Source organism: Deferrisoma camini S3R1 (assembly GCF_000526155.1).
GTDB lineage: Bacteria > Desulfobacterota > Deferrisomatia > Deferrisomatales > Deferrisomataceae > Deferrisoma > Deferrisoma camini.
Genome location: NZ_JAFN01000001.1, coordinates 2,407,615 through 2,433,307 on the forward strand (window position 1 = coordinate 2,407,615; position 25,693 = coordinate 2,433,307).

22 protein-coding genes are annotated in these 25,693 nt (G+C 66.9%); 7 read left to right on the forward strand and 15 right to left on the reverse strand.

Going from position 1 to position 25,693, the window contains the following annotated elements; genetic code table 11:
- Window positions 1-634: 634 nt before the first annotated feature.
- From DEFCA_RS20680 to DEFCA_RS21510, 15 genes are all read right to left on the reverse strand, one after another.
- Window positions 635-2,797, reverse strand: coding sequence for a response regulator (locus DEFCA_RS20680; protein ID WP_025322980.1), 2,163 nt, complete (start codon window positions 2,795-2,797; stop codon window positions 635-637).
- A gap of 15 nt (window positions 2,798-2,812) precedes the next feature.
- Entirely contained in the window at window positions 2,813-3,289 is a 477-nt protein-coding gene (locus tag DEFCA_RS0110545; RefSeq protein ID WP_025322981.1) for a response regulator, read from the reverse strand.
- Complete coding sequence (locus DEFCA_RS20685; protein WP_025322982.1) at window positions 3,286-5,481, reverse strand: ATP-binding protein; 2,196 nt, start codon at window positions 5,479-5,481, stop codon at window positions 3,286-3,288. The genes DEFCA_RS0110545 and DEFCA_RS20685 overlap by 4 nt, the downstream gene beginning before the upstream one ends.
- Before the next feature lie 668 nt (window positions 5,482-6,149).
- A complete protein-coding gene (locus DEFCA_RS0110555; RefSeq protein ID WP_211483266.1) occupies window positions 6,150-7,493 on the reverse strand; it encodes a methyl-accepting chemotaxis protein in 1,344 nt (447 codons plus the stop codon).
- A 98-nt stretch (window positions 7,494-7,591) separates the two neighbouring features.
- On the reverse strand, window positions 7,592-7,963 hold the full coding sequence (locus DEFCA_RS0110560) for a response regulator (RefSeq protein WP_025322984.1): 372 nt from the start codon (window positions 7,961-7,963) through the stop codon (window positions 7,592-7,594).
- A 28-nt stretch (window positions 7,964-7,991) separates the two neighbouring features.
- Window positions 7,992-8,258 carry a ParA family protein gene (locus tag DEFCA_RS0110565; protein WP_025322985.1) on the reverse strand — a complete coding sequence of 89 codons (267 nt, stop codon included), beginning with the start codon at window positions 8,256-8,258 and terminating at the stop codon, window positions 7,992-7,994.
- Window positions 8,259-8,341: 83 nt separating this feature from the next.
- Window positions 8,342-8,587, reverse strand: a complete 246-nt coding sequence (locus DEFCA_RS0110570) for a hypothetical protein (RefSeq protein ID WP_025322986.1) — start codon at window positions 8,585-8,587, stop codon at window positions 8,342-8,344.
- A complete protein-coding gene (locus DEFCA_RS24175) occupies window positions 8,578-11,292 on the reverse strand; it encodes a chemotaxis protein CheA (protein WP_025322987.1) in 2,715 nt (904 codons plus the stop codon). The genes DEFCA_RS0110570 and DEFCA_RS24175 overlap by 10 nt, the downstream gene beginning before the upstream one ends.
- Window positions 11,289-11,666: a response regulator gene (locus DEFCA_RS0110580; protein WP_025322988.1), complete on the reverse strand. Its 378-nt coding sequence runs from the start codon at window positions 11,664-11,666 to the stop codon at window positions 11,289-11,291. The genes DEFCA_RS24175 and DEFCA_RS0110580 overlap by 4 nt, the downstream gene beginning before the upstream one ends.
- A gap of 20 nt (window positions 11,667-11,686) precedes the next feature.
- Window positions 11,687-12,553, reverse strand: a complete 867-nt coding sequence (locus DEFCA_RS0110585) for a CheR family methyltransferase (protein WP_051463232.1) — start codon at window positions 12,551-12,553, stop codon at window positions 11,687-11,689.
- Between the two features lie 3 nt (window positions 12,554-12,556).
- Window positions 12,557-13,192 (reverse strand): HEAT repeat domain-containing protein, encoded by a 636-nt coding sequence (locus DEFCA_RS0110590; RefSeq protein ID WP_025322989.1) that lies wholly within the window; start codon window positions 13,190-13,192, stop codon window positions 12,557-12,559.
- 13 nt (window positions 13,193-13,205) lie between these two features.
- On the reverse strand, window positions 13,206-14,306 hold the full coding sequence (gene cheB, locus DEFCA_RS0110595; protein ID WP_025322990.1) for a chemotaxis-specific protein-glutamate methyltransferase CheB: 1,101 nt from the start codon (window positions 14,304-14,306) through the stop codon (window positions 13,206-13,208).
- Between the two features lie 20 nt (window positions 14,307-14,326).
- Window positions 14,327-15,943, reverse strand: a complete 1,617-nt coding sequence (locus DEFCA_RS0110600) for a chemotaxis protein CheW (RefSeq protein WP_051463233.1) — start codon at window positions 15,941-15,943, stop codon at window positions 14,327-14,329.
- A 55-nt stretch (window positions 15,944-15,998) separates the two neighbouring features.
- Window positions 15,999-17,912, reverse strand: a complete 1,914-nt coding sequence (locus DEFCA_RS0110605) for a methyl-accepting chemotaxis protein (RefSeq protein ID WP_025322992.1) — start codon at window positions 17,910-17,912, stop codon at window positions 15,999-16,001.
- A gap of 158 nt (window positions 17,913-18,070) precedes the next feature.
- Complete coding sequence (locus DEFCA_RS21510) at window positions 18,071-19,396, reverse strand: sensor histidine kinase (protein ID WP_084319089.1); 1,326 nt, start codon at window positions 19,394-19,396, stop codon at window positions 18,071-18,073.
- A gap of 654 nt (window positions 19,397-20,050) precedes the next feature.
- On the opposite strand from DEFCA_RS21510, the gene DEFCA_RS24180 reads away from it, so the two are divergent.
- From DEFCA_RS24180 to gspN, 7 genes are all read left to right on the forward strand, one after another.
- Window positions 20,051-20,173: a hypothetical protein gene (locus DEFCA_RS24180; protein ID WP_281173761.1), complete on the forward strand. Its 123-nt coding sequence runs from the start codon at window positions 20,051-20,053 to the stop codon at window positions 20,171-20,173.
- Window positions 20,170-20,523, forward strand: coding sequence for an IS66 family insertion sequence element accessory protein TnpB (gene tnpB / locus DEFCA_RS0110620; RefSeq protein ID WP_025322995.1), 354 nt, complete (start codon window positions 20,170-20,172; stop codon window positions 20,521-20,523). Before DEFCA_RS24180 ends, tnpB begins: the two co-directional genes overlap by 4 nt.
- Window positions 20,524-20,596: 73 nt before the next feature.
- On the forward strand, window positions 20,597-22,219 hold the full coding sequence (tnpC, locus tag DEFCA_RS0110625) for an IS66 family transposase (RefSeq protein WP_025322996.1): 1,623 nt from the start codon (window positions 20,597-20,599) through the stop codon (window positions 22,217-22,219).
- Between the two features lie 279 nt (window positions 22,220-22,498).
- Window positions 22,499-22,714 (forward strand): 30S ribosomal protein S21, encoded by a 216-nt coding sequence (rpsU, locus tag DEFCA_RS0110630; RefSeq protein ID WP_025322997.1) that lies wholly within the window; start codon window positions 22,499-22,501, stop codon window positions 22,712-22,714.
- 118 nt (window positions 22,715-22,832) lie between these two features.
- Window positions 22,833-24,236, forward strand: coding sequence for a type II secretion system protein GspL (gene gspL, locus DEFCA_RS0110635; protein ID WP_025322998.1), 1,404 nt, complete (start codon window positions 22,833-22,835; stop codon window positions 24,234-24,236).
- Between the two features lie 3 nt (window positions 24,237-24,239).
- Window positions 24,240-24,767 carry a type II secretion system protein GspM gene (gspM, locus tag DEFCA_RS0110640; protein ID WP_025322999.1) on the forward strand — a complete coding sequence of 176 codons (528 nt, stop codon included), beginning with the start codon at window positions 24,240-24,242 and terminating at the stop codon, window positions 24,765-24,767.
- The gene (gspN, locus tag DEFCA_RS0110645; protein WP_025323000.1) at window positions 24,767-25,642 is read left to right on the forward strand and encodes a type II secretion system protein GspN; all 876 of its coding nucleotides are present in this window, start codon (window positions 24,767-24,769) and stop codon (window positions 25,640-25,642) included. The genes gspM and gspN overlap by 1 nt, the downstream gene beginning before the upstream one ends.
- The last annotated feature ends 51 nt before the right edge of the window (window positions 25,643-25,693 follow it).

Below are 25,693 nucleotides of genomic sequence, written 5' to 3' on the forward strand. Positions count from 1 at the left end.
ACGGCGCCCTTTTGGTCTTGCACGAGACCACCGAAGAGCAGAGCACAGGGCCCTCGAATGGAAGCGGAAGCTCATGGTCACCCACGAGGCTCAAGGCCGCGCAGACCGTGACGCGCCAGACGGATCCGGGCCGGAGGCTGCGGGAAACGATCCGGCAGACCAGGGCGATCACCGGGGCCCGGTCGGGGCCCTGAAAAGGTGCTGGAGGGCGGCCGCCTCGCCGAGTTCCTGGTGGAGGGCCTGGCACCGACAAGGTGGTCGGGATCTCCCCTCGCCCTACCGGCCTGGGGTGCCTCGGCGTCCCCGGCCGCTCCCACCCGCCCCCCCCGGGAGTCCAGCAGGTCGGCCACGAGCTTGCGAGTGCTGGGGTCGTCCTCGACCACCAGAAACACCCCCCCGACCCGGCCGCCGGGGGTGCAGGCGGGCGCCATGGGCGCGAGAGCCCGATCCAGCGCCACACCGAGGCGGGCGGAATCGTAGTTGGGCCGGCACACTCGGTAGTCCCGAGTCTCGCCCCGGCGCGCCCACCCGGACCACCTCGGCCCGGAGGCCCCCCTCGACGATCTGCCGCACCTCCTCTGCCGCCTCTCGGTCGTCGAGCCAAAGGAGGACCCGGCCGGCCCTTCTGGTCCGCTCACAGGGCCTCCTGCAGGACGAAGCGGACCGTTTCGGCCAGGGCCTGGCGGCTGAACGGCTTGTGGATGAGGCGAGCCCCGGGCTCGAGAATGCGCTGGTGGACGACCCCGTTGCCGGTGTACCCGGTCATGAACAGCACTCGCATCCCCGGCACCTGCTGCCGGATTCGGCGGGCCAGGGCGGGCCCGTTCATGCGAGGCATGACCACGTCGGTGAGCACCAGGTCGATCTCCCGGCCATAGTGCTCCACGGCCAGCAGGGCGTCCCCCGAGCCGTCGGCCTCGAGCACCCGGAACCCCTCGGCGGTCAGGGCCTCCCGCACCGTAGCCCGGACCCCCGCATCGTCCTCCACCACCAGCACCGTGGCCGAGCGACGCGGCTCGGCCCCCGGGGCTTCGGGCTCTGGGGCCGCCTCGGGCGCCTCGACCCCGGCCGCGGGCGCTCCCTCGGCATGGGGCAGGTAGATCTTGAACGTGGTGCCCCGGCCCGGCTCGCTGTAGACCCAAACGTACCCGCCGCTCTGGGTCACAATACCGTACACCGTGGACAGCCCGAGGCCCGTGCCCTTGCCCTTCTCCTTGGTGGTGAAAAACGGCTCGAAGATGTGGGCCTGGGTCTCTTCATCCATGCCCTCGCCGGTGTCGCTCACCGCGAGCATCACGTATTCGCCCGCCGGCACCAGACCGTCGTGGGCCCGGCTGTAAGTCTCGTCGAGCTCGACGTTGGCGGTTTCGAGGGTGAGCACCCCTCCCTCGGGCATTGCGTCCCGGGCGTTCACGGTCAGGTTCAGGATCACCTGCTCCATCTGGCCTGGGTCGACCCGCACCGCCCACAGGTCCCCGGCCAGCCGGGTTTCGACCCGGATGTGCTCCTCGAGCAGGCGGCCCGCCATCTTCACCACCCCCCGGACCACGCCGTTCAGGTCCACCACCCGGGGCTCCAGCACCTGCTTGCGGCTGAAGGCCAGGAGCTGCCGCGTCAGGTCCGCGGCCCGGTCGGCTGCCGTCAGGATCTGCTCCACCCGCCTCCGGACGACCGGGGCCAGGTCGTCCAAGCCCAACAGGAGCTCGCTCTGGCCCAGGATGATCTGGAGCAGGTTGTTGAAGTCGTGGGCCACCCCCCCAGCCAGCTGGCCCACCGCGCTCAGTCGCTCGGCCTGCCTAGCCCGGGCCTCGGCCCGGGCCAGCTCCTCGGCCGTTCGCTCGGCCTGGAGGGCGGCCGACAGCGCGTCGGCCACCCGGGCCAGCAGGCTCACCTCTTCCTCGTCGAAGGCGTCGACCTCGGTGCTGTAGACCCCGAACATCCCCACGACCTCATCCCCGGCGGTGAGGGGCAAAGCCGCGCTCGACCGGAACCCCTGGGCGAGGGCCCGTCGACACCAGGGGGCGAACGTCGGGGCCCGGGCCATGTCCCGCACCACGGCGGGCTGGCCGGTACGGATGGCAGTGCCGCTGGGCCCCTGGCCCAGGGGGCCCTCGTCCCAGGTCACCTGGATCTGGTCCACGTAGTCCTTGGCCGCCCCGGCCGCCGCCAGAGGCCGTACCAGCCGCGGTTCCCGCTCCGTGAGCCCCACCCAGACCATGGCGTAGCCGCCCTCCTCCACAGCCACCCGGCAAAACGCCTCGGCAATGGCCTTTGCTCCCCTTGTTTCCCGGCTCACGCCGAGGCAGGCCGCCAGGGTACGCAGCGCCCGCAGGGTCCGGCGAAGCCGGGCTTCGGCTGCACGTCGGTCCTCGAGCTCCCGGGCCAGCTCGGCCGCGGTCCGCTCCAGGCTCCCCTGCAGCCGGGCCCGCTCCCTGGCATAGCGAATCACCCGCTCCAGGCGCGCCGGCTCCAGCTCGGTCTTGGGCACGAAGTCCTGGGCGCCCACGCGCAGGGCCTCAAGGGCGAGATCCCCTCCCCCGAGCCCGGTGAGCACCACCACCGGCACCTCGGGCGCCCCACCGAGGAACCGCTGGAGGGTCTCGGCTCCCTGGGCATCGGGGAGCATTAGGTCCAGTAAGACCACGTCGTACGTGCCGGTCCTCGCCGCCTCGATCCCGTCGGCCAGGGAGTGGGCGGCCCCCGTGGAGAACTCCTCTCCCCGGGCCTCGGCCAGGAGCTCCTCGATCAGCCGCACATCCGCGGGGCTGTCATCGACGATCAGCACGTGCACCGGCATTTTCCCCTCCCCTCCTCACATCGGCCGCCATCCCCCGCAACCGGCCCTGGCACCGTGGCCCGTCCAGGGCAGGGCCTCGGCCACCCAAAACTCCAGGCTGCTCCGGACCAGCCGCACGAGGTCCTCCCAGCCGCAGGGCTTTACCACGTAGGCGTTTGCGTAGGCCCGGTAGCACGCCTTCACGTCGTCCGGGTCATTGGAACACGACAGCACGACCACCGGAACCTGGCGCAGCTTCGGGTGCTGTTTCAGCTCGACCAAGAGTTCCCGGCCCCCCTTTCCGGGCAGGTTCAGGTCCAGAAAGACAACCCGGGGCGGCTCTCGTTTCGGGTCGGCCAGCCGCGCCCACGCCTCCTCGGCGCTCGCTGCACGTGCGATCCGCACGGACACCCCCGCCTCCCGGGCGGCTTCCTGGAACAGGTGGGCGTGGGCCGGGTCGTCCTCAACGAGGAGCACCTCGGGAACCCGGCTGCCGTTTGGGATCCCGCTCATGTCCCACTCCCCGTTTCCGGTTCCGGTCCGAGCCGCGGCAGTGTGAAGACCACACAGGTACCCCCCCCGGGCTCTGGCTCGATCCAGGTGCTGCCGCCGTGCCGCTCCACGATGCGGCGGCAGATGGGCAGGCCCATCCCGGCGCCCGCCGGTCCCTTCGCCCCCCCCAGCCGGCGAAACCACAGGAACACCTCCTCGGCCCGTTCCGGGGGGATGCCGCGGCCGTTGTCCCGGACCCGGAACTCCCACATTCCGTTCCGGGGGCCCGCCTCCACCCGGATGCGAGGCGCCTCGTCCCCCCGGAACCGCACCGCGTTCGCCAGCAGGTTCTGGAACACCCGCACCAGCTGTTGCCGGTCGACCCTCACCCGGGGCAGGGGCCCCGCCTCGATCCGGGCGCCCGACTCCTTGATCAACCGGCCGAGGTTGGCCCGGGCCTCGGCCAGGCATGCGGCCGCTTCCACCGGTTCCGGGGGCAGCCCCCGCGTCGACACCCTGGAGTACTCGAGGAGCGACTCGATCATGGCCTCCATACGCCGCACCCCCTCCACGGCGAAGGCGATGAACTCCCGGGCCGGGGGGTCCAGCCGCCCACCGTACCGCCGCTCTAAGAGCTGCACGTAACTCGCCACGACCCGCAGGGGTTCCCTGAGGTCGTGGGACGCCACGTAAGCGAACCGCTCGAGCTCCCGGTTGCTCTCCTCCAGGCTACGGGCATAGGTCACGGCTGCCTCCTCGGCCCGCTTGCGCCGGTCCACGTCCACGATGACCCCGAGCAGGCTCGGCCGTCCTCCGTGGGCGGCCACCGGCAGGAACCGGGTGTGCACCCAGACCACGCTCCCGTCGGGCCGCAGCAGGCGGTGCTCGTACGCCCGGGGGCGTCCCCGGGACGCCAGACGGTCCAGCACCCGCCCCGCGGCCCGTCGCTCCGGCTCCGGGAGGCACCGCTGCCAGACTTCCGGGTTGGCCCGCAGCTTCACGCCTGGCACCCCGACCAGGGACTCCGCCTGGGGGCTCACGTACCCGAGCACCCAGCGGTCGGGCGCGAGCAGCGAGCGGTGGATCTCGAAAACGGCGGCCGGACCCTTCTCTACGAGGGCCCGGTAGCGGCCCGCAAGGGTCTGGATTCGGGCAAGCTGGGTTTCCTGCACGTCAGCCAACTCGTCGAGCACCGAGGCCAGGTAGCCGAACTCGCCGGGGCTCTCGGTCAGGGCCGAGAGGGGGCCCCTGTCCCCCCGCTGGAGGGCCCGGGTGGCGGACACGAGCCGCTCAAGGGGCCGGGTCACCCCCGTGCGGGCCACGCCGGCCGCAAGCCCCACGGCCAGGGCGAGACTTGCCAGCCCCCACACAAAGCTCCGGAACAGGTCCCGCCGGAGCCCCAGGGCGGCGGGCTCGGGGGACACCCCGGCGACCGCCCACAGGGCCCCCGCTGAACCACCGGGCAGATCCACCCTATTCCACGCGTAGACCCGCACCCTCCCATCCAGCCCCTGGACTCTGGCCACCGCGCCCCCCGACCGCAGCGCCCCCAGCAGGGCTGACCCGGCCATGCTCCGGCCGGCCCATGCCCGGCCGCCCGGCTGGCAGGCCACCACGACCCCGGCTTCCGTCACGGTCAGGTACTCGTCGTCCCCCGTCCCGGGAACCGCCTCCGGGCTCCCCGGAGTGCCCAGGTCGATCACGGCCACCACCGCGCCCCGGATCCCCCCGCGCTCGTCCCGGATGGGCGCCGCCATCGGCAGGCCAACCCGGCCCGCGATGCGGCACCGGATGGGGCCGGCCACGACCGGATCCGCCGCGGTGCTGGTTCGTTGAAAGTAGTCGCGGTGGCTGGCGTCGAGGTCTGTCTCGGGGCTCCGGTTGCTGCAGACTACGTGGCCGATCTCATCAAGGACCGCGAGGGATGCGAGTGAGGTTCGCCCGGGCCAGGCGAGACGCGCGAGCAGCCCGGCGCACCGCTCCGGGTGGGCGAGGAGGAGTTCCGCGGCGGAGGCAACGGAGTTCGTGAGCGTCCGGGCGTCGTCCACCGCGTGGTGCACGTACGCCGCGTAGATCCGCGCCCGCACCTGCGCCTCCACCTCGAGCGCGGACGAGAGTTCCCGATGCTGTTCGAGAAGGTCCCACCCGGTGAGGCCCAGGAAGGGAGCCAGGGAAGCCAGAACGAGCCAAACCAGTCGTGTTCGCACGGACATGAGGGTCACCCCGTTCCCGCAGAGGGAACGCGAAACAAATATAGAATTCTCATCGACACCCCTCAAGCCGCGCTAAATCCGGAACCTCCTTTAGCATCAATATGTTACAAGAAACTGAACCATTTTCCTCGTCGAGGGCTCCCCTTCTCCCGACGCGGCGCCCCAGGGGTTCAGAACTTTGAAGGTCCTCCGTCCCGAGCCCGGGCCGCCCCACCCCGCCGACGTTTAGGAGGCGATGCTAGGAGATGGCCATTTGCCTTTCGATGGGGCCGGTGGGCGACTGCTGCTACAACGCGACATGCGAGATCTTTTTTCTTGCCACGCTGGAATGCGGATTACGGGACCGCGTGAAGTACGCCCCCCCGGGAGGGCGGATGAAGGTTCTCGAGTACAACGATGGTTGGTACAACCTGCACCGGCGATTCCGGAGGCTCATCAAGACCCGCCGAGACTTTCCATCGGATGGCGCGTTGCTGGAGGTGCTATCCCTGGCCATCCGACATTCCAGAAGACGTGGGGACGCCCCAGCACCTATTGGGGCCAAACCCCGGGCCGGTTGGCGACCCACTTCGATCTGGTCGGAAACGTGACCGGGAACCGTCCCAGGCCGACACACAAAAATCTTGACAGCCCCGGCCATGCCCTGGACGTCCCCAACGCCCGCGGATTCAGGAAAATAGTTCAATACTGGGCCCTTCTTCAGCCGAGCTTGCCTCGGCAACCCCTGTGGCCCGATCGTGAATTATCCGTTGCTCTTCCATCGTGTAGCCCAAAACCAGGCCATCCGGGACGAAGGGGGGAACAGGGTCCCCACCACCGGTCCGCAAGCGCTTGACCAACAAATCCGCGTGGTTGCTCATTTCATCGAGCGCTCCCGCCACCTGCTCGAGCCGTTGGCGGGCAATGTCCTGGAACTGGATACTTGCAAGCCCTTCCATCACTTGCCGCCCCAGTTCCTTGTTGGCTTCTCGTGTGCTTGCTAGGACCTCCTGGACGACGGATGGCACCTCGGAAGCGACCTCACCTAGCCCCCGCAGCATCTCGCCGGCCTCTCTCAACCCACGGATCTGTTCGTTCCGCCCTTCGTCCTGAAGTTGATGCCCAAACTTGGTGCGCACCGTCGCCACCAGCTCGGAAAGCCCCCGTTCGATCCGCTGCGCCGCCTCGGCGGATTTCTGAGATAGGTCCCGAATCTCTTTCGCCACCACCGCAAAACCCCTCCCAGCTTCCCCGGCCCTGGCTGCCTCGATGGCCGCATTGAGGGCCAGCAAGTTCGTCTGGCTTGCAATGTCCTCCACCACCTCCGTGAAATTGCGCGGATCCTCGGCTCGATCCAGTACCTCCTCGATATGGCGCCACTCCTTTTGCAGTGCGGTTTGGCGGTTAGCCAAATAGGCCTCCAAGCCCTGCACAGCTTGAATATTTTTTTCCCGGTCCTCCCGCATCCGGCGCGAAAGGGCCTCGATCTCCTCCATGGCCGCGAAGATCTTGCTGGTCATGTCCCCCACCAGTTCGTCCAGGCCTTTGAAGCGCTCCACGATGTTCCGCGCCGCGTCTTCGGTGACCTGGGTCACCCCCGAGAGCTGGCCCTGCAACACCTCCCTGGCCCTGGCGTACGCATCCAAGGCGTCCACTGCGGTTTGGGTGAGCTCCCTGGTTTCAGAAAGCTGCTCGCTGTCGCGGACGAGACCTTCCAGCAGGGGGAAGCGGCGTGCCGACAGCACCAAAAAAGCGGCTCCCAAGGCTCCGGTAAGGCCAGCCTCCAAAAGCGCCCCCAAAAGGGCGTCCCCCCCTCCAAGGCCCATCGTTTCCGTGCCCTCCCAGACCAGAAACCCCAGGTTACCCGCGGAGACCAGCAGGAGCACCCCGCCGACAAATCTGGCGAAACGACGGGTCAGAAGTAGGTACCTGGAAGCATCCATTTTTTGCCCCTTCTCCCCGCGTGCCAGGGAGAAGAAGGTGAAAAGGCCTGTAGAAAACAGCGATCGCACAAAAACCTCTTTTTTCGCCAATCTATATCCTCATGCAAAGCCTTCGGCGGCGCAGCTGGTCTCTCCCTTGAAAACGATGGGCCACCATCGGACACTAGCCGGAGGATCACATCCTGACATCAGGCGCCCGGAACGACCTGCTTGATAACCTTCAAGAGATCATCTGCCAAAACCGGTTTCACCAGCCATCCCGTGGCACCGGCCGTCCGAGCCTCTTGGCGTTTGGATTGCTGAGACTCGGTGGTGAGCATGAGGATCGGCACGAACCGAAAGCCCGGCACCTTACGCACCTCCCGGATTAGGTTAATCCCGTCCATGCCGGGCATGTTGAGGTCGGTGATGATCAGGTGGGGCTTCAGGCCCCCCTTGAGCTTGGCCAGGGCCTTTTCGGCGTCAGCCGCATCCTCGGCCTGGTACCCCGCCTTGGAAAGAACCGAGGCGATACTCATCCGCATCGTGCTCGAGTCGTCCACCAACAGGATCGTCTTCATGGCTCCCTCCCAGGTTTCGGCTCCCCCCTCAGGTCCACAGGACTTCGATTCCCTCTGCAAAGATCCGGTATCCCAGCGCTCCTCCGCTCCGGAGCGCAAACCCGCACACGGGTTTCCCCGCCTCGAGCGCCTCGGCCAGCCGGACCCCCGGATCCCGGAAGATCCCGTGGCACGCGGGGGCCGATCGGTCGCAGGTCCCGCAGCCCAGCCCGATCCTTGCGTGAGCCTGGGTGTCCAGGTCCACCACCAGGGTGCGGTACCTCCTCCGACCCCACTCGACGGCCAGGTAGACCACGATGGCCGCCTTTTCCGGTGCCCCCCTTTTGGGGGTTGGCCACCGCCACCACGAGGGCGGTGGCCCCTCTCATCCGTGCCCTCTCACGTACCGCCGGGACTCCCTACACACCGCAACCACTGCGCCAGATCCGGATCCTCGGGCCAGGCCGAGATGGCTGGCGAGGCGGCCATCAGCACCTGGAGCACGGCGGTGTGCAGGTGCTCGACCCGCTTCAGGTTCACTTTGCCTCTGGGGTGGGACTGGAGCCACGCCAGCAGTCCCTCGGCATCCTCCACGGCGCACACCCCCTCCAGCACTGCCACCGTTTTTTTGAAGGTTATAGGCATGCCACCAACTCCCGCAGGTTCAGCACCAGCAGAACGCGCCCATCTCCCAGCAGGGCCGTGCCGGCGTACAGCCGGAACCCGGCCAGGATGCCCTCGAGCGGCTTCAGGATGATGTCCACCCCCTCGTGGAACCGGTCCACCACCAGGCCCAGTTCGTTCCCGCCCACCTGCACCACCAGAACCGCCTCTTCGTCCCGCCCATTGGCGGGTTCTCGCCCCAGGGCGAGAACCCGCCTCAGCCGGCACAAGGGCACCAGCCGATCCCGGAGTACCACTGTTTCCCGGCCCTTGATCCGGTGGATCCCGTCGGCAGGCACCCGCACGGTCTCTACGACGCTTTCGATGGGCACCCCGAGCATCTGGCCCCCCACCTCCACGATCATCACCCGGGTCACCGCCATGGACAGGGGCAGGCTCAACCGAATGCAGGTGCCGCGCCCTGGCTCGCTCTCCACGGCCACCGAGCCACCGACTCGGTCCACCATGGCCCGCACCGCGTCCATGCCCACCCCCCGGCCCGACACGTTGGAGACCTGCGGCGCCGTGCTGAACCCCGGCGCAAAGATGAGGTGCAATGCCTCCTGGTCCGTGATGGTGTCGAGCCGCTCCTCGCTGAGGATCCCTTTCTCGTAGGCTTTTCGCTTCAGGTGCTCTGGGTCCATCCCCCGCCCGTCGTCAATCACCTCAATCAGCACTTGGTCGTCGAGCTGGACCGCCCGCAGCCGGATCTCTCCCTCCTCAGTCTTCCCCGCCGCGAGGCGCTCGTCCGGGGACTCGATTCCGTGGTCCACGCTGTTGCGGATCAGATGCACAAGGGGTTCGGCCAGATCTTCCACCACGTTTTTGTCGGCCTCGGTCTCCTCCCCTTCCATGAGCAGGCGTACCTCTTTGCCCAGCTTCCGGGACAAATCCCTTACGAGCCGGGGAAACCGCTGGAACGTGTGCGATACGGGCACCATCCGCACCTGCATCACCGCACCCTGGAGTTCCTCGGCGATCCGGTTGATCACCGCGTGCTGGTTCTTGATCTCCCGGGCCAGCTCCCGCACCTGGAACACGTTCTCGGCCCTTCGGGCCAGAAACGGCAGAGCGTTCTTGGCCACCACCAGTTCCCCCACCAGGTCCATCAGGGCATCGATGCGGGCTTGGTCCACCCGGAGCACCCGTACCTTCTGGCCGCCGTTCCCCCTGGGCTCCGGGACGGGGCCCTCCGGCTTCTTGGCCGGGGTTTGGGACGGGGCCCCGTCCTCCTCCGAGCCGGCCAGGCCCGCGGCCAGGGGAGCCAGGGCGTCCTGGAGCACCTCCCGCAGCGGTTCCCCCCCGCCCTGGGTTTGAGAGGCCTTCAAGGCGGCCGACACCCGGGCAGCCACCTCTGTCTGCCCCACCCCGATCAGCACCGATTCCGCCACCCGGGCCACCGACCGCAACACGCCGCGCCGGATTCCCGGGTCTACAGGGCTTGCCAGCAGGGTGCGCTGGGCTTCCAGGATCTCCACCGCCGCCGCCACGAGATCCGGATGGCCATCCCCCAAGGGAGCCGGGGACGGTCCGCTCCCCCCGGTCTCCGCCGGCTCCCCGGCCGAGACACCGGCTCCGGAGGGGCGGTCCGCCCCCCCCTGCCGTCCCTCGGGCGGCGCCTCGCCCCGGGCCACGCACTCGATGAGCCACTCCACGAGCCCTGAATCCGGATCGGAGGTGGCCAGAACGGTGTCGAGCCACCGCAAGGCCGAGGCACTCAGGAGCTCCGGGCCGGCCACCCCCAGGGCGGTACCCACGGCCCGCCGCAAATTCTCCCACCGACCGCCCCGCGCCCCCTCCCGGGCGTCGTGCACGAACGCACCAAAGGGCTCCGGGTCGGAAGGCTCTCCCGTGGGTCGCACCCACGCGCTCGGCGCCACCGTCTCCACGCGCACCTGGTCGGCCACGTATCGGAACCACTCTTCCACCTCCCCCTCCGGCGCGGCACACACCAGCCGAAACTCCAGCACGCACCGGTACGGATCCAGATCCCCCAGGTCGGGCCAAGGTTCCCTCGCCTGCACCGTGCCCCACGCCACACCCGGCGCGTTTCGGGCGGTGTGAAACGGATCGTCCCCCGCGAAAAAGCACGCTTCGTCCGGCGTGTAGGTGACCACCACCGGCCGCCCGGCCCCCTCCGCAGCCGCCCGGAACCACTCCCTCCGCAGTGCCTCCGAAACCTCCGCCGCCCACGGCAGCTCGCGCACGCCCTCATTGTTTTCCCCGGACTCCTGCAAGGGCAGCGCGTCGGTTTCTCGTGGGGCTTCATGCCCGGGCTTCGCCTCCGCCCGGCCGCCCCCGCCGGAGGCCCACTGCCGAAGCCGCCTCACCAGTTGGACACTGGCCTCTCCCGCACCAGGCCCCAAGGTTTCCGATGCTTCCAGCTCGTCCACCCAGGTGGCCACCTGGTCCAGGATCTCGAAAAAGATGTCCGCCCCCTCGGGGGTAAGCTGTTGCTGGCCTTGTCGCACCCCATCCAGCACGTCTTCCGCCGCGTGCACCAACCGAGTAAGCGACCCCAGCTCCTCAAAGATCCCCGACGAGCCCTTGATCGTGTGCATTCCCCGGAACAGCTCGTTCAGCGCCTCGGCGTCGCCGGGGTTGCGTTCCAGGACCAGGAACCCCTGGCTCACCCGTTCCAGGAGCTCCCGGGTCTCGGTGATGAACTCGGCCAGCAACGGGTTCATCGGCTCTCTCCGTTCCGCGCCATCAGGGCCGCGAGCAGCCTGAACGCCTCCGGCCGCACCGGCTTCACCAGGTACAGGTTGGCCCCCACCCGGTAGGCATGTTCCCGGTCGTGCTTTTCGGACTCGGTGCTGATCATGATCGCCGGCACCCCTTCGAGCTCCGGGGTGCTTCGCACCTCCCTCAGCAGGGTGTACCCGTCCATCTTGGGCATGTTCACGTCCACCAGCAGGAGGTCGTAGGGGGTCACCAGAGCCTTCTCCAGGGCTTCCACACCGTTTTCCGCCTCCTCCACCTGGAACCCCGCCTCCTCCAAAATCTTGCGGTGGTACAGGCGCACCGTCACCGCGTCATCCACAATCAGCGCTCGTCTCATGCCCGGTTTTCTCCCTGTGTTCAGGCCGACCTCTGGTACACCACCGCGTCCCGGAACCGGCGCACCTTGAACACGGAGGTGATCCGGCTCATGGACTCCGAGTGCCCCAGCAGCACGAATCCCCTAGGATTGAGGGCGTCGTACAGTGTCTGAACCGCCAGCCTCTGGGACGCCTCGTCGAAATAAATCAAGAGGTTCCGGCAGAAGATCAGGTCGAAGTTGCGCATCCCCTTCGTTTCGTTGAGGTCACACAGGTTGGTCCGCCGGAAGTTCACGCTGGCCCGCAGGTCGTCGCACAGCCGATGATACCCACCCGGGGCGGGCTCAAAATATTTGCCCAAGATCCAGCGGGGCAGATGGCTCACCGATCGTTTCGAGAATAGCCCCTGCTTCGCCCGTTCCAGAGCCCGGGTGTCGATGTCTGAGGCCACGATCTCCACGTCCACCCGGTCGATCAGGTCCCAGTACTCCAGGAGGTACAGCGCGATGGAGTAGGGCTCCTCCCCGGTGGAGCACGGCATCGACCAGATCCGCACCGTCTCGCCCGCCCGTTTGTAGTGGAGCACCTCGCCCAGCAGGTCGCTCACCATGCACCTCAGTTGATACTCCTCCCGGAAAAAGTAGGTCTCGTTCACGGTCATCAGGTTCACCAGCTCCTGGAACTCCTCCCCAGATGCCTGGAACCGCATGAACGCGAAGTAATCCCGGAAGCCCCTATGCCCCGTTCCTTCGATCCGCTGGATCAGGCGCTTGTCCACGAAATAGCGCTTGGAGTCCTCGAACCGGATCCCGGTTTTGCGATAGAAAAAGTCTCGAAACCGGTCAAACTCCGCATCGGTGATATGGAGCTCGCCGCAGCCGGGTTGCGTCGCCGCCGCACGGGCCATCTCTCATTCGCCCCCGAGGATCCGATCGAGCGCCGTGTCCACCGCAAAGGCCACGAACGGCTCGTCGGGAAACCGGTCTTTCACCGCCCGGACCGCCGGGATCATCTCGGGGGTGCCCACCTCGGCCAACCGGTCCAGGGCCACGGTGACGACGTTCACGTGGGGGTCCTGCTCCAACACCCCCATCAGCCATCGGGGCGCCTCCGGGTGGGGCAGGTCTCGGAGGATGTCCAGGCCGAACAGCCGCACGTCCGGGTTCGGGTCGGCCAGCAGAACTTCCATCCGGGGGCCCACGGCTTCGGGGAGCTGCCCCAGCACCTCCACCGCACCGTTTCGCAGCCCCGCGTCCTCCCCTCTCAGCAGGGGAATCAGGCCCTCGACCACGGCATCGCCCCCGATGGCCAGCAGGGCATCGAACAGGGCCTCGCGCACCGAAGGCTCGGGCTCGGTCCGGAGCCGCTCGCACAGGGCCCCCACCGCCTCTTCGCCGTAGGCCACCAGGTCCCGGGCCGCCCACCTCCGGGCCTTGGGCTGCTGGTCGTTGAGCTCGGCCAGCAGGCCCGTGAGATCTCGTGTGTACTTGCGGGGGCTCGGCTTTGACGTTGCCGCCGGCTTCCCGTCCGCTTTGACCAGTCCCATCGGTTTCCTCGTTTCAGCCTTTGGCCGCCTCGGCCGTTCCACTTCCCTCGTAGGCCCACTGCACGAGCTGCCGGGCGATCCGATGGCACGGGAGCACCTTGTCGGCGCCCCCCCGCTCGATCAGCTCCTTGGGCATCCCGAAAACCACGGCCGTATCCTCCGACTCGGCCACCGTGCGCCCGCCCCGACGGTGCACCTCTGCCATGGCCTCGGCACCGTCGTCCCCCATTCCCGTGAGCTCCACCGCGATCAGCCGGTCGGCCGGCACGTGCTCTAAGGCCGAGCGCACCATGCGATCCACGCTGGGATGCCACAGACACCGCTCGTCCGCCGGCACGCCCAGGGCGACGAGCCCTTTTCGCCGGCGGCTCAGCACCACATCGGCGTCCCCCCGGGCGATCCACACCGTCCCGGCTTCCAAAAGGCTCGGACCCCGAATCTCTTTCACGCGCAGCGCGCACCGGCGGTCCAGCCGCTCCGCGAACACCCGCGTGAAGTGGCCCGGCATGTGCTGGGCCACCAGTGCGGGCAGCGGGAAATCCGCCGGCAGATCCGGAAGGATCTCCTCCAGGGTCCGGGGCCCGCCCGTGGACACCCCGATCAGAACGAGGCCCTCCGGGGCCCTCTCTGCCGGCTCTGGAGCGGCCAGAGGCTTCCTTAGTCTTTCCGGAGGGGGATGGACCCGCTCCCCAGAGCTGCGCCGCGGGCGGCGTTTCGCCCCGAGCGCCGCCCGCACCTTTCGGATCAACTCGTCGGCCTGGTCTTTGATCTGGAGCGACACGGTGCCGTCCGGCTTGGCCAGGTAGTCCACAGCGCCCAGCTCGAGGGCCTCGAACGTGGCCAGGGCCCCCTTCTCGGTGAGGGACGAAACCATCACCACCGGCCGCGGTGACTCCGTCATGATGTGGCTCAGACAGGTGAGACCGTCCATCACCGGCATGTTGATGTCCAGGCTCACCACATCCGGGTCGACCTCCTGGATCCGACGAAGGGCGTCCTCGCCGTCGCGGGCCGTGTACACCTCGAAGTCCTCTTGCGTCTCCAGCATCTGACGCAGGTATTTGCGCATCAGCGCTGAGTCGTCTACCACGAGGACCTTATATCTCGCGCCCATCTTTATCGAGCTCCGTACCTTCACGTGTCCGTTGCCGCTCCTTGCGCCATCGCAGAGGCCACAGCCTCGTGTTCCCCGGCAGCCAGTAGCTCCCGCGCCTCAAGGATCTGAATCACTCTCCCGTGCTCTTTGAGGTTCACCACGTGTGCCACGATGCGGGTCTGCGCTTCGGAAAGCCGAGGTGCAGCCTCCACACTGTCCGCAGGTACCCGAAGCACCTCGCTCACGGCGTCCACGATGAAGCCCGTGCGCGTCCCTTCGAGGTTGAGCACCAAGATGCGTTGTCCGTCGTTCCTCTCCATTTTCTCCAGCCCGAACCGCGTGCGCATGTCCATCACCGGTAGCACCGTTCCCCGTAGGTTCACCACCCCTTCGATGAACTCCGGGGTCTTCGGCACCCGGCTCATCTCCTCGGGCACCCAGATGATCTCTTGTACACACCCGATTTCCACCCCGTACTCCTGACCCGCGAGCCGAAACACAACGAACTGCAGATTTTCGTCCCCCCCCGCCTCGGAGCACGAGGGCCTCTTGTCGACGTGCACTTCCTCACCCTCCTTCTGGGCGCGAAGCGCCTCTTGTACGCTCGGATGGCGGAACAGCGTCTGGCCGGTCAGCACCGAGACAAGCCGGTTGTCGTTCGCCAGCCGACAAATTGCCTGAACGCCCTCCACACCCTGCTTTTCCAAGAAAGCAGGAACCGGCTCCAGACCCTCCTCTGGCGTGTGGAACACCTCGTACACCCGGTCCACCACCACCCCCCCCACCGTGGGGGCCCGGGCCGCCTCGCTTTCCACGCTCACCACGAGAATCCGATGGTTGTCATCCAGAGGAACCTCCCCCAAACCAAACAGCCTCCGAAGGCTCACCAGGGGCAGAACCCGCCCCCTGAGGTCGATGATGCCCAGCACGTGGTCCCCTGCTCCCGGAACCCTGCTGATCTCGTCCGGTACCCGCACGATCTCCTGCACCTCTGAGATCTCGAACGCGTACGTCTCTTGGTCCACTCCAAAACTCACCAACTGCTGCCCTTCGACCTCATCCTCATCTTTCGTGCCAGGCCGATCGGCCCCCACCTCCACACCCGGACCACCCGAAACCCCGTTGGGCCCTTGCGCGTTCAGGCTGAACTCCCGCGCGACCAGGGCTTGGGCGTCCAGAAGCTGGATCAATGCGCCCTCGCCCCCTGGCGGTTTGATCACCCCGGCCAGAAGCTCCGTATCGACCGTGGTTCGCACGTCCGCCGAGGGCTCAATCCGCTCGGGTTCCACGCCGATCACCCGCTCCATCCGGTCAACGATCAATCCGATCGGCCGGCCGCAATCCACCACCACCACCCGGGTGGCGTCGGTGGGTTCCGCCACGGCCAACCCCAGAAGCATTCGAAGATCCACCACGGGCAGCACCGCTCCCCGCAAATTTGCCAGCCCCCGAAGACACGAAGGGGCGAGGGGTACGCGCACGGCGTCGGGCAGGCGGATGATCTCCAGCACCGACTCCATGGGAAACGCAAAGCACTCGTCCCCCACGTAGCACGTCACATATTGGCCCACGGCCTGCTCCTCCCCGAGGGGACCGTCGGCCGCGAGTATCGGAGACCGGGAGGGCTCCTCGGGAATGCTCGTCATGGAATCCATGGGTCCACTCTCCATCAAGGCAAGCGATGTGGTCGAGGAGGACCGGACGCACCGTCTACCCGGCCTGGAGCTCGTCGGCGGTCGATGCGATCTCTTCGATCGCCGCTGCAAGCTCGGTCGCCCCTTGAGAGAGTTGCCGGGCTGCAGCCGACGACTGGGCCGTCGCCTGGCTCGCCTCTTCTGCCGCCGCGCTGATCTGCTCCATCCCTTTCTTCGCTTGGGTGACCGCGGCCGCGATCTCCGTGGTGCCTTCCAGAACCTCGCGGTTCCCACTCAAAACCACCTTGGTCTCCTTCTCCGCCACCACCAGATTCTCGCTCACGATGGCAGCCTTTTCGGCCTCGGCCAGGGACACGTCCGCGATCTCGTTCAGCTCGGTACGCACGATCCCCACGTGATCTTGGATCGCTTTCACTTGATCCTTGATCTGTTCGGCGTTCTGGGCCGCGTCCGTGGCCAAGTTCTGGATGTCTGTGGACACCACGGCGAACCCCTTCCCAAACTCTCCGGCCCGGGCCGCTTCCACCGCACCCGTAACCGCCAGCATGCTCGTCTGGATCGCTACCGTCGCGATCCCATCCACGATCTTGTCGATCCGGCGGCTCAACGCCTCGAGCTCCTGGATCGCCTCCAGGTTTGCCCGTCCGGTTCGAGCCGATTCCCGAATCCCCTCTATCATTTCCTCCACGAGCTTTTTGTTCTCTGCCACGAGCTCAACAATCTCCGCGCCAGCGTCCGCCCCTTCCCGAGCTTTTGCTTCCGCCACGTTGGCGCTTTTCTCGATCTGGGCGATTCCGGCCACGGCCTCCTCCGCTGCGGAGGCCTGCTGCTCGGCACCCCGGCTGATCTGGTCTATCGCCGTCACGATCTCTGCTGAGGCCCGGTTGATCTCCTCCACCGCTGCCGAAAGTTCCTCCGCGGCTGCAGCAACTTCCTCCGCGCTCTTGGCAATGTCGGTGCTGCTCTTGAGTTCGTCGGCCAGTTCCTCCAACTCCTGGGCCGCCTTCTCGCTCTCGGAAAGCGCCTGCGCTTGTTGCTCCAGGCTTTTGAGACACTCCTCACAAGCCGACGACTGTTCCTCCGCTGCCGCCGCGATCTGCTCGCTGCCTTTCTGGGCCTGCTCCCCCGCCAGGGAGGCCTCGGCGGCGGCCTGGGCGATCTCGTCAGCGGCGGCCCGGATTTTCTCCGTCTGAGACTTGATCTTCGCGAGCTGCTCCGCAACGGCTGCGCCCTTTTCCACTTCGGCTCGGGCGGACTCCGCCGCTGCCCGCACCCCCCCGGACACCGCTTGCGTCTTTTCCTGTACCTGCTGGATCAACTCGTCGATATTGGCCGCATTCTTGGCCGAGGTCTCGGCCAACCCCCGGACCGTGTCGGCCACCACTGCGAACCCCTTTCCATGTTTCCCCGCCCGGGCCGCCTCGATCGCGGCATTCAGAGCAAGCAGGTTGGTCTGATCCGCGATTCGCATCACCGCCTTCACCGCCTCGGTGATCCGGCCGGCCTGCTGCTCCAGTTCGCCGATCCGTTTCACCGATTTCATCTGCCGCTTGGCCCCCACCTTGACGTTCTCCACCAGAGATGTGATCTCGCTTCCTACCCGATCCATCATCCCCTGGAGCTCGGTACTCTTTCTTCGCGCCAGCTCGGCCACCTCGCCTTGCTGTCGCAGCCGGCCGTCCACTTGGTTCATCGCGGCCAGGCTCTCCTGACATGCGCCGGCGGCTTGCTCGGCCCCTCCTGCGATCTGCTCCATGGAACGGTTCAGTTCCTCTTGGGCGGCCACGGCCTCGGAAACTGCGGATGCCAGCTGGGTCGATGCCGCGGAAATCCGCTCGGCCGCCTGCTGCTTCTTGGCCAAGGTACGCGCGCGTCGGCGTTTCTCCTCAGCCTCCAGCCTCTGCTCAGAGGTCACCTTCGGCTTGCTCGCCGTGTCGGAACCCAGTGCAGTGTGCTTTTTCAGTGCCATTGCGATTGCTCCTTCCTGAAGGTGACGGCGTGCGGGATCCAGTTGTGTCCGCGACCTTTTTGCTGGATCACAAAAGCTCCTGTCTCCATTATGGCCTTTGAAGGCAAGGCTTTCTCGTGATGTGACTGAAAAAATCACCCTACCTGCGCGAATCCACTTTATCCGACGTCTTGCGCATCGGCCTTGCCAGAACACCTTGTGTCAGCAGCCCCCCTGAGATTTTTCTCCGGGCTGTTCATCTTTCTGTTTCGCTCCCCGACGACGTTGGCGTTGTCGGCGAATCGGAGTGGCAGCCGGACCGTCATAACGGTTCCCCTTCCTTCCCTGCTTTCGACTTCCATTTGGGCCCCATTGCGCTTTGCCGCCTCATACGCGATGCTGAGCCCAAGGCCGGTTCCCTGTTCTTTCGTCGTGAAAAACGGGATGAACATCTCGTCGAGGACCGCTTGAGGGATCCCTGGGCCGTCGTCCTCGATGACCACCTCCACCAGACCGAAGAACGCAGGGGTTCCGTAGGGGATCTCCCGCGTAAAGAACCGGACCGTGGATCCACCGTACCCGGCGGCCTCAAATGCATTCACCAACAGATTGACGAAGCAACCGATCATTTCCGTCTTGTGCACCTCGACTAGGAAACTCTCCGGAGGAGGCAGAAACTCGGCGTTGACTTCCCGAGGTTTCCTCGCAAGCGACTCCTGGAAGGCGGACCGCATGAGTTCAACCAACACGGTTTCGGGGCAATATCCCCTTGGCGCCCGCCCGAAGATGCGAACGGACTCGATCAATGCTTCGATCCGATCAACCCCGCGGCAGAGGTTTTTAAGCAATCCCTGCATTTCCTCTAAGGCCCGTTTGTCGGGAGAAGCACCCTCCGACACCTGCCTGTAGATCTCATCGCAAAATCCCCGCAGCAACTGTGCCTTCGTACTAACGAAGGCCAACGGTGTGTTGATCTCACGAACCAAACCCGAAATGAGGCGCCCGAGCGCTAGCATCCGGCACTCTCTCTCCTCTCTTTTCTGTAAACTATAAAGTTCCTCTTTGACTTTTGCTCGCTCCAGCGCTAAAGTCAGCCGGTAGAAACTGGGTTCCAATTGTCGGACAAACTCGGACTCAGTAAAGGGCTTCACAATGAAATTCGCAACTCCCCACCGAAGTCCCTCGATCACGATGGATATTTCCGCGAGTCCAGACACCAATATGACCTCTGTCTCAGGGCATTCGAGCCTGATTTTCTTCAAAAGTTCGATCCCATTCAGTCCCGGCATGCGAAGATCTGCCACCACGATCGGAAAAGGTGTCTCACGGAAACACATCCATGCCCTGAACCCATCGACCGCGGTGACCACCTCATGCCCCAACCTCTTCAGGCATCGCGACATCATCTCTCTAAAATGGGCATTATCGTCCACCACAAGGATCCGAAAAGGCTGCCTTACGTTGAAGCCAATCTTTCCATCGTTGTTAATGGCGGCAAAACACATCTAATTCCCTCTCATCTACCAAACAGCGCTATGCCTTACATAGGCCCATGAACATCCCGAGCACACAAGCACCTATCCAAATATTTGGCTCCAACACTCGGCCTATCCAGGTCGATCTTTGATGGGGCTGCAAAAAGTCGATCGTGACTAGGCTAAGAACAATATGCAGTGGCTCAAACCTGACACGACCTACGACATCTGGTGCGGCTGGGCCAGCCGGGGGATTTTTTCAGGCTTATCGTCTTTTCTACAACTCTAAGTACTGGACTCCGTATCGGAACGAGTCAACACAGACTCAAGCAAAACCCTACATTATCTTAGTCGTTTTTAAATATTTGAAACCAACGTCTCCGAATCACCTGATATATAAAGGCGCACAGCCGTTTACCGTTCCCAATATTGGTAAGCGCCCTATGAACCGCTTCTGTTCGGGGTGACCTGGGCCTGGCATCCTCTGTACCGACTTGAGGAACTCGTTTCTCTGTCGGAAAGGAGGTTGGCATGGCCATTGTGGGCAGGTACAGGGTGAAGCGGCAGCGCAGGTGGCAGCTGGCACGGGGGAGCAGGGCCGGGCGGGGCCGGTTGGCAGTTGAGGCGGCGGGCGCGAGGTTTGTTCCGGTGGGCACGGTGGGGGCCCTGGGGTTGGGAGGTGGAGTGGTTGCCCCGGCCTCCGGGGTTAGCGTGTGGATCCATGGGCGCTACGAGGTGCGGGTGGGGTTGGGGTTCGAGGAGTCGACCCTGGCGCGGGTGGTGCGAGTGCTGGAGCGGCTGGGATGATCGCGGTGCCGTCGGGGACGCGGGTGTACCTGGCGGTGGGGCCCACGGACATGCGCAAGTCGATCAACGGGCTGGCGGCGCTGGTCGAGACGCAGATGGGGCGCTCGGCGGTGTCGGGGCACCTGTTTGTGTTTTGCAACCGGGCGCGGACGATCGTGAAGGCGCTCTACTGGGACCACAACGGGTTTTGCCTGTGGCAGAAGCGGCTGGAGGCGGAACGGTTTCGGTGGCCGAGGATCGAAGAGGAGGTGTTGGAGATTGAGCCGCGGCAGCTCCTGTGGTTACTGAGCGGGTTGGAGATTGAGCAGAGAAGTTCCCATCGGCGGCTTTCCGTGTCTTTTGCAGCATGAAATACACATTTAGTGGCCACAAAGCCAAAGAAGTTCTGGACGCAGCCTAGCCATTTGTGGTATAGGGTGGGGCATGAAAACAATAGGACCCGCCCTACCGAACGATATCGCCGCCCTGCAGCGCCTATTGATGGCTGCCCAAGAAGAGAACCGTGCGCTGACCGAAGAGAACCAGAAGCTTCGGTCGGACGTGACGTTGTTGCAGGAGGAGGTGCAGTTTCTGAAGCACCGCCTGTTTGGCCGGAAGTCGGAGCGGCTGAGCGAGGCGGAGAGGAAGCAACTGCTTCTCTTCAACGAAGCGGAAGCCACGGTCGAGGCGGCTGGGGGCGGCGAAGACGAGGGGGAAGAGGAGGTCCGGGTCTCGGCCCACACCCGGCGCAAGCGGGGCCGGAAGGCTCTTCCGGCGAACCTGCCGCGGGTGGACGTGGTGTGCGACGTACCGGAAGAACAGAAGCGGTGCGGGTGCGGGGCCGAGAAGGTGCGGATCGGGGAGGAGACCTCGGAGCGCCTGGACATCGTGCCGGCGCGGATCCAGGTGATCCGGGAGATCCGGCCGAAATATGCGTGCCGGACGTGCGAGGGGGTGGAAGACGAGGGGCCGACGGTGGTGATCGCCCCGCCGCGGCCGCACCTGATACCGAAGGGGACCGCGAGCGAAGGGCTCCTGGCGTTTGTGATCACGTCGAAATTTGCGGACGCGATTCCCTTTTATCGGCAGGCGAAGCAGTTTGAGCGGATCGGGGTGGAGCTCGGCCGGACGACCCTGTGCCAGTGGGCGCTGCAGGCGGCCGAGCGGTGTGGGCCGGTGCTGGAGCTGTTGCGAGAGGAGGTGCGTGCGGGGCCGGTGATCCGGTGCGACGAGACGACGCTACAGGTCCTCCAGGAACCGGGGCGGTCGGCCCAGACGAAGTCGTACATGTGGGTCTTCCTGGGGGGACCACCTGGCCGACCGGCGGTGGAGTATCACTACGCCCCGACGCGGGAGAGTCGGGTGGCGCGGGAGTACCTTCGTGGGTACCGGGGCGTGGTGCAGACGGACGGGTACCAGGGGTACGACTTTCTGGATCACGAACCCGACATCACGCATGCGGGGTGCATGGCGCACTCGCGACGGAGGTTTGTGGAGGCGCAGAAGGCGACGGGAGGTTCCCGCGGGAAGACCACGGCGGCGCATTGGGCGGTGGGGCGGATCCGGAAGCTTTATGCGATCGAGCGGCGGGCCCAGGCGCAGGGGCTTGAGGGGGAGGCGCTCGTGCGGGAGCGGCGGAAGCACGCGTTGCCGGTGCTGGAGGAACTGAAGGCCTGGCTGGACAAAAAGGCGCTCCAGGTGGTGCCGAAAAGCCTGCTGGGGAAGGCGGTGCACTACACCTTGGGCCAATGGCCGCGGCTGGTGGCGTACGTGGACCACGCGTTCCTGACGCCGGACAACAACCTGGCGGAGAACGCGATTCGGCCGTTCGTGGTGGGGCGGAAGAACTGGTTGTTCAGCGCCACCCCAGCGGGAGCGAAGGCGAGCGCGGCGCTCTACAGCCTGATCGAGACGGCGAAGGCGAACGGGCTGGAGCCGTACCGGTACCTCAAGCACGTGTTCGAGCATGTGCCCCAGGCGAGCACCCGGGAGGATTACCGGGTGCTCCTGCCGCAGCACATGCCTGCGGACCTCCTGGCCCAACTCGCGCCGGGGGGCGGTCTATAAGGCGCTTACCAATATTGAATCCCCAAGCCGAGACTCCGCCTGAACGAGCGAGATAGACACGACCCTTTCTCGTTGACGCTGCCCTGTCGGCCCCCAGGGGCAGAGCCTGCCCTCGGCCCGGCCGGGGCTGTATGGCCAAATCTCGAATTCCCGGACGGACACGGGCCCAGCTCCGTTGCTCCTCCGTTCCGTTTGACAACCGGCGGGCCGGATGGTATATGGACCGTTCCCCGGCCCCCGGGCCGGGAGACTTCGTGCATGGGAGGAGGTGAATCGCCCTTGGCTAGGGAAAGAGAACGCTCGCAGCGCCCCGGCAACGAGTTCGAGCGGGAGCTGCGCAAGCTGAAGAAGGACTTCCAGAAGAACGTCCTTCCCGCGGTGAAGCGCCACTCGTTCTACGTGAGCAAGAGCGAGATGCGGCGCATCAAGGAGCGCAAGGCCGCCCGCCGGCGCCGGCGGCAGCTGCGCAAACTCCAGCGCCTCGGCCGCATCTAGCCCCCTCCTCCCACCCCTTCCCGGACGCGCCGGGAAGGGGTGGCCGTTTCTTGCATCCCCCCCGCCGTTTCCGATACTGTGGGCGCCTTCGCGAACGCCGATCGAAGGTGCCGTCTCCATGCCGAAATCCGCTGTAGGCCTTCAGGTCCGCTCCGACCGCGTCGTGGCCGTCCGGGTGAGGGGCGGCTGGAAGGGCGCGGCCGTGGAGCGGGTCTGGGGAGGCCCCCTGGACCCGGACCGGCCGGCCGCCGGCCTCGAGGCCCTGGGCCTCCCGGCCGAACCGGTGGTCACCGGGCTCGCCGCCGACCGCCTGTTCGCCCGGGTCGTGGAGCTCGCATTCACCGACCGCAACCGCCTCGCCCAGGCCGCGCCCCTGGAGGCCGAGGAGACCCTTCCCCTTCCCCTGGAAGACCTGGTGTGGGACACCCGGGTCCTCGGCCGTACCCCGGCCGGTTCCCGGTGCCTGGTGGTGGCCGCCCCCCAGGACGCGGTGGGCGAGCGGGTGGGTCTGCTGGCCGGGGCCGGCCTCCGGGTCGAGGCCCTCGACGCCGAACCCCTGGCCCTTGCCGGGCTGTGCCGGGCCGCGGGCCGCTCTCCGGCGTGGGTGTGCGACCTGGGCCCCGACCTGGTGCAGTGGGCGGCCGTCGGGCCGGGGGACGAGGTGGCCTTCGGCTGCCTGCCCGGCCGGGGCACCGACCCCGACCTGCTGGACCAGGTGGCCCTGGCCCTCTCCGCCTGCCCTCCGCCCTTCTCCGACCCCTCCACCCCCGTGTACCTGAGCGGCCCCCTGGCGCCCGACACCGACCGGGACGAGTGGGTGGGGCGCCTCGGCCACACGGTGGAGCCCCTGCCCCTTCCGGCCGGGGTGACCGCGGCGGCGTCTTCGGACGATCTGCCCTGGCCCGGTTGGGCGGTGCCGCTGGGCCTGGCCCTACGGGAGGTCTGGCGGCCGGCCCGGTGCGGGGTGGACCTCCTCCAGGGCCCGTTCGCTCCGGCGGACCGGGGCACCCCCTGGAAGGGGCCTGCGATCCAGGCGGGGGTGTACGCCGGCATCCTCCTGGGCCTGTGGGGCATCGGCAAGGGGCTCGAGATCGCCTACCTCCGGGCCCAGTACGACACCCTGCGCTCGGCCGTGCGGGAACGGTTCCGCTCCACCCTGCCGGAGGTCGCCAACATCGTGAGCGAGGTGGATCAGCTGTCGGCCCGGGTCGACGAGCTCGAGGCCCGGGCCCGCAGCCTCGGAAGCCTGGTGGACCGGGAGATCTCGCCCCTTCGCCTCCTGCGGGACATCTCCGAGCGGATCCCCAAGGAGATCGAGGTGGAGTTCGAGGAGCTCGTGGTGGAGGAGAACCGGGTGAGGATCAAGGGCGTCACGGTGAGCTTCGACGCCATCGCCCGGATCGAGGCCGAGCTGGCCAAGCATCCCCGGTTCGCCCAGGTGGCCGTGAGCAAGGCCGAGACCATGGGCACCAAGGACAAGGTCCGGTTCAACCTCACCCTCAACCTGGGCAAGAAGGGGTAGGCGGTGCGGCTCACGGACCGTGAGAAGGCCGTCGTCGGCCTCGGCGGGGTCGCCATCGCGGTGGTGGCGTTCTGGATCGGGGTGTGGGAGCCGGTTCAGGCCCGCATCGAGCTGTGGAAGCGCCGGGTCGAGGCGAAGCGGGTGGAGTACGGCAAGGTGGAGGAGCTGGCCCAGCGCTACGCCGACCTCCAGACCCGCATCCGGGGGATCGAGAAGAACCTGAAACGCAGCAAGAAGTTCTCGATCCTCTCGTACCTGGAGAATCTGGCGAAGCGCCAGGGCATCCACGACCGGATCGTGCAGATGAAGCCGAAACCCGGCGAGGTGACCCGGTACTACCGGGAGAACACGGTGGAGATCCGGATGGAGAAGATCCGCCTGAACCAGATCGTGCGGTTCCTGTTCCAGGTGGAGAACTCCCCCGAGCTGCTGCGCATCAAGCAGCTCCAGATCCGGCCCCGGTTCGACGACCCCAACCTGCTGGACGTGCGGTTCCAGGTCGCCGCCTACGAGCCCCTGGAGGGACGGTGATGGCGGCGAAGACCGGGCGGGTGGTGGGCCGGGTGGTCGCCTACGCCCTGGTGTTCCTGACCGCGTTCGGGGTGTCGCTGTGGCGGTCGCTGCCCTACGATGAGATCGCCTCGGCCGTGGAGACCCGGCTCCGGGATCGGGGGGTGAGCGTGCGGGTGCGGGGGCTCGGCCCCGGCCCCTGGTTCGGGGTCCGGGCCGGGTCGGTGCAGGTGGAGCCCCCGGGGCTCCCCGTGCGGCTGGGGGTCTCCGATCTCGAGGTCTGGCCGTCGTGGGCCCGGGCGCTGCGGGGCCGACCGGCCCTGCGGTTCCGCGCCACCGTGGCCGGCGGTACGGTGGAGGGCGAAGTGGGGTCGTACGGCCGGGTGCCCCTGGATCTGTCGTGGACCGACGTGGCCCTGGGAGAGATCCCCAAACCTCCCCCGTGGAAGGAGCTCCCCCTGGTCGGCCGGACCGGCGGCAGCCTGTCGGTGGACGGCCTGAGGCAGAGCCCGTTCGAGGCCCGGGCCCGGCTCCAGGCCTCGTTCTCCGGCGTCCGGATCGGTCCGGGCAAGGTGCGCGGGGTCCCCGTGCCGGCCGTGGGGCTGGGGGACGGCGTGCTGGAGGTGGACCTGGAAGGGGGGCGGGCCGAGGTTCGCGAGGCGCGGTTCCGGGGCGGGGACCTGGAGGTGCTGCTCACCGGCGCGGCCGTGGACCTGCGCCGGCCGCTGGGGCGCAGCCCGATCAAGGGCGGCCTCCTTTCCCTGACCCCCAACCAGAAGGTCCAGGAGGATCTCGCCCTCCTGTTCGCCCTGTTCCCGGGCTCCCGGGGATCCGACGGCCGGTACACCGCCCGGATCCGCGGGACCCTCCAGGCCCCCCGGCTGCTCCGGCGCTGACCCCCGGCCGATCGCCCCGGCCCCATCGGAAGGCCCGAGGCGGCCTGTTTG

Excerpts from the sequence above, each read along its gene's own strand:
- tnpC (WP_025322996.1), top strand. The coding sequence starts at position 20,597 with ATGAAAACAATAGGACCCGCCCTACCGAACGATATCGCCGCCCTGCAG.
- DEFCA_RS0110600 (WP_051463233.1), bottom strand. The coding sequence starts at position 15,943 with ATGGATTCCATGACGAGCATTCCCGAGGAGCCCTCCCGGTCTCCGATA.
- DEFCA_RS20685 (WP_025322982.1), bottom strand. The coding sequence starts at position 5,481 with ATGTCCGTGCGAACACGACTGGTTTGGCTCGTTCTGGCTTCCCTGGCT.
- DEFCA_RS0110560 (WP_025322984.1), bottom strand. The coding sequence starts at position 7,963 with ATGAAGACGATCCTGTTGGTGGACGACTCGAGCACGATGCGGATGAGT.
- DEFCA_RS0110590 (WP_025322989.1), bottom strand. The coding sequence starts at position 13,192 with ATGGGACTGGTCAAAGCGGACGGGAAGCCGGCGGCAACGTCAAAGCCG.
- DEFCA_RS0110545 (WP_025322981.1), bottom strand. The coding sequence starts at position 3,289 with ATGAGCGGGATCCCAAACGGCAGCCGGGTTCCCGAGGTGCTCCTCGTT.
- DEFCA_RS0110570 (WP_025322986.1), bottom strand. The coding sequence starts at position 8,587 with ATGCCTATAACCTTCAAAAAAACGGTGGCAGTGCTGGAGGGGGTGTGC.
- DEFCA_RS24175 (WP_025322987.1), bottom strand. The coding sequence starts at position 11,292 with ATGAACCCGTTGCTGGCCGAGTTCATCACCGAGACCCGGGAGCTCCTG.
- tnpB (WP_025322995.1), top strand. The coding sequence starts at position 20,170 with ATGATCGCGGTGCCGTCGGGGACGCGGGTGTACCTGGCGGTGGGGCCC.
- gspN (WP_025323000.1), top strand. The coding sequence starts at position 24,767 with ATGGCGGCGAAGACCGGGCGGGTGGTGGGCCGGGTGGTCGCCTACGCC.
- DEFCA_RS0110580 (WP_025322988.1), bottom strand. The coding sequence starts at position 11,666 with ATGAGACGAGCGCTGATTGTGGATGACGCGGTGACGGTGCGCCTGTAC.
- DEFCA_RS0110585 (WP_051463232.1), bottom strand. The coding sequence starts at position 12,553 with ATGGCCCGTGCGGCGGCGACGCAACCCGGCTGCGGCGAGCTCCATATC.
- gspL (WP_025322998.1), top strand. The coding sequence starts at position 22,833 with ATGCCGAAATCCGCTGTAGGCCTTCAGGTCCGCTCCGACCGCGTCGTG.
- DEFCA_RS0110605 (WP_025322992.1), bottom strand. The coding sequence starts at position 17,912 with ATGGCACTGAAAAAGCACACTGCACTGGGTTCCGACACGGCGAGCAAG.
- DEFCA_RS21510 (WP_084319089.1), bottom strand. The coding sequence starts at position 19,396 with ATGTGTTTTGCCGCCATTAACAACGATGGAAAGATTGGCTTCAACGTA.
- cheB (WP_025322990.1), bottom strand. The coding sequence starts at position 14,306 with ATGGGCGCGAGATATAAGGTCCTCGTGGTAGACGACTCAGCGCTGATG.
- DEFCA_RS20680 (WP_025322980.1), bottom strand. The coding sequence starts at position 2,797 with ATGCCGGTGCACGTGCTGATCGTCGATGACAGCCCCGCGGATGTGCGG.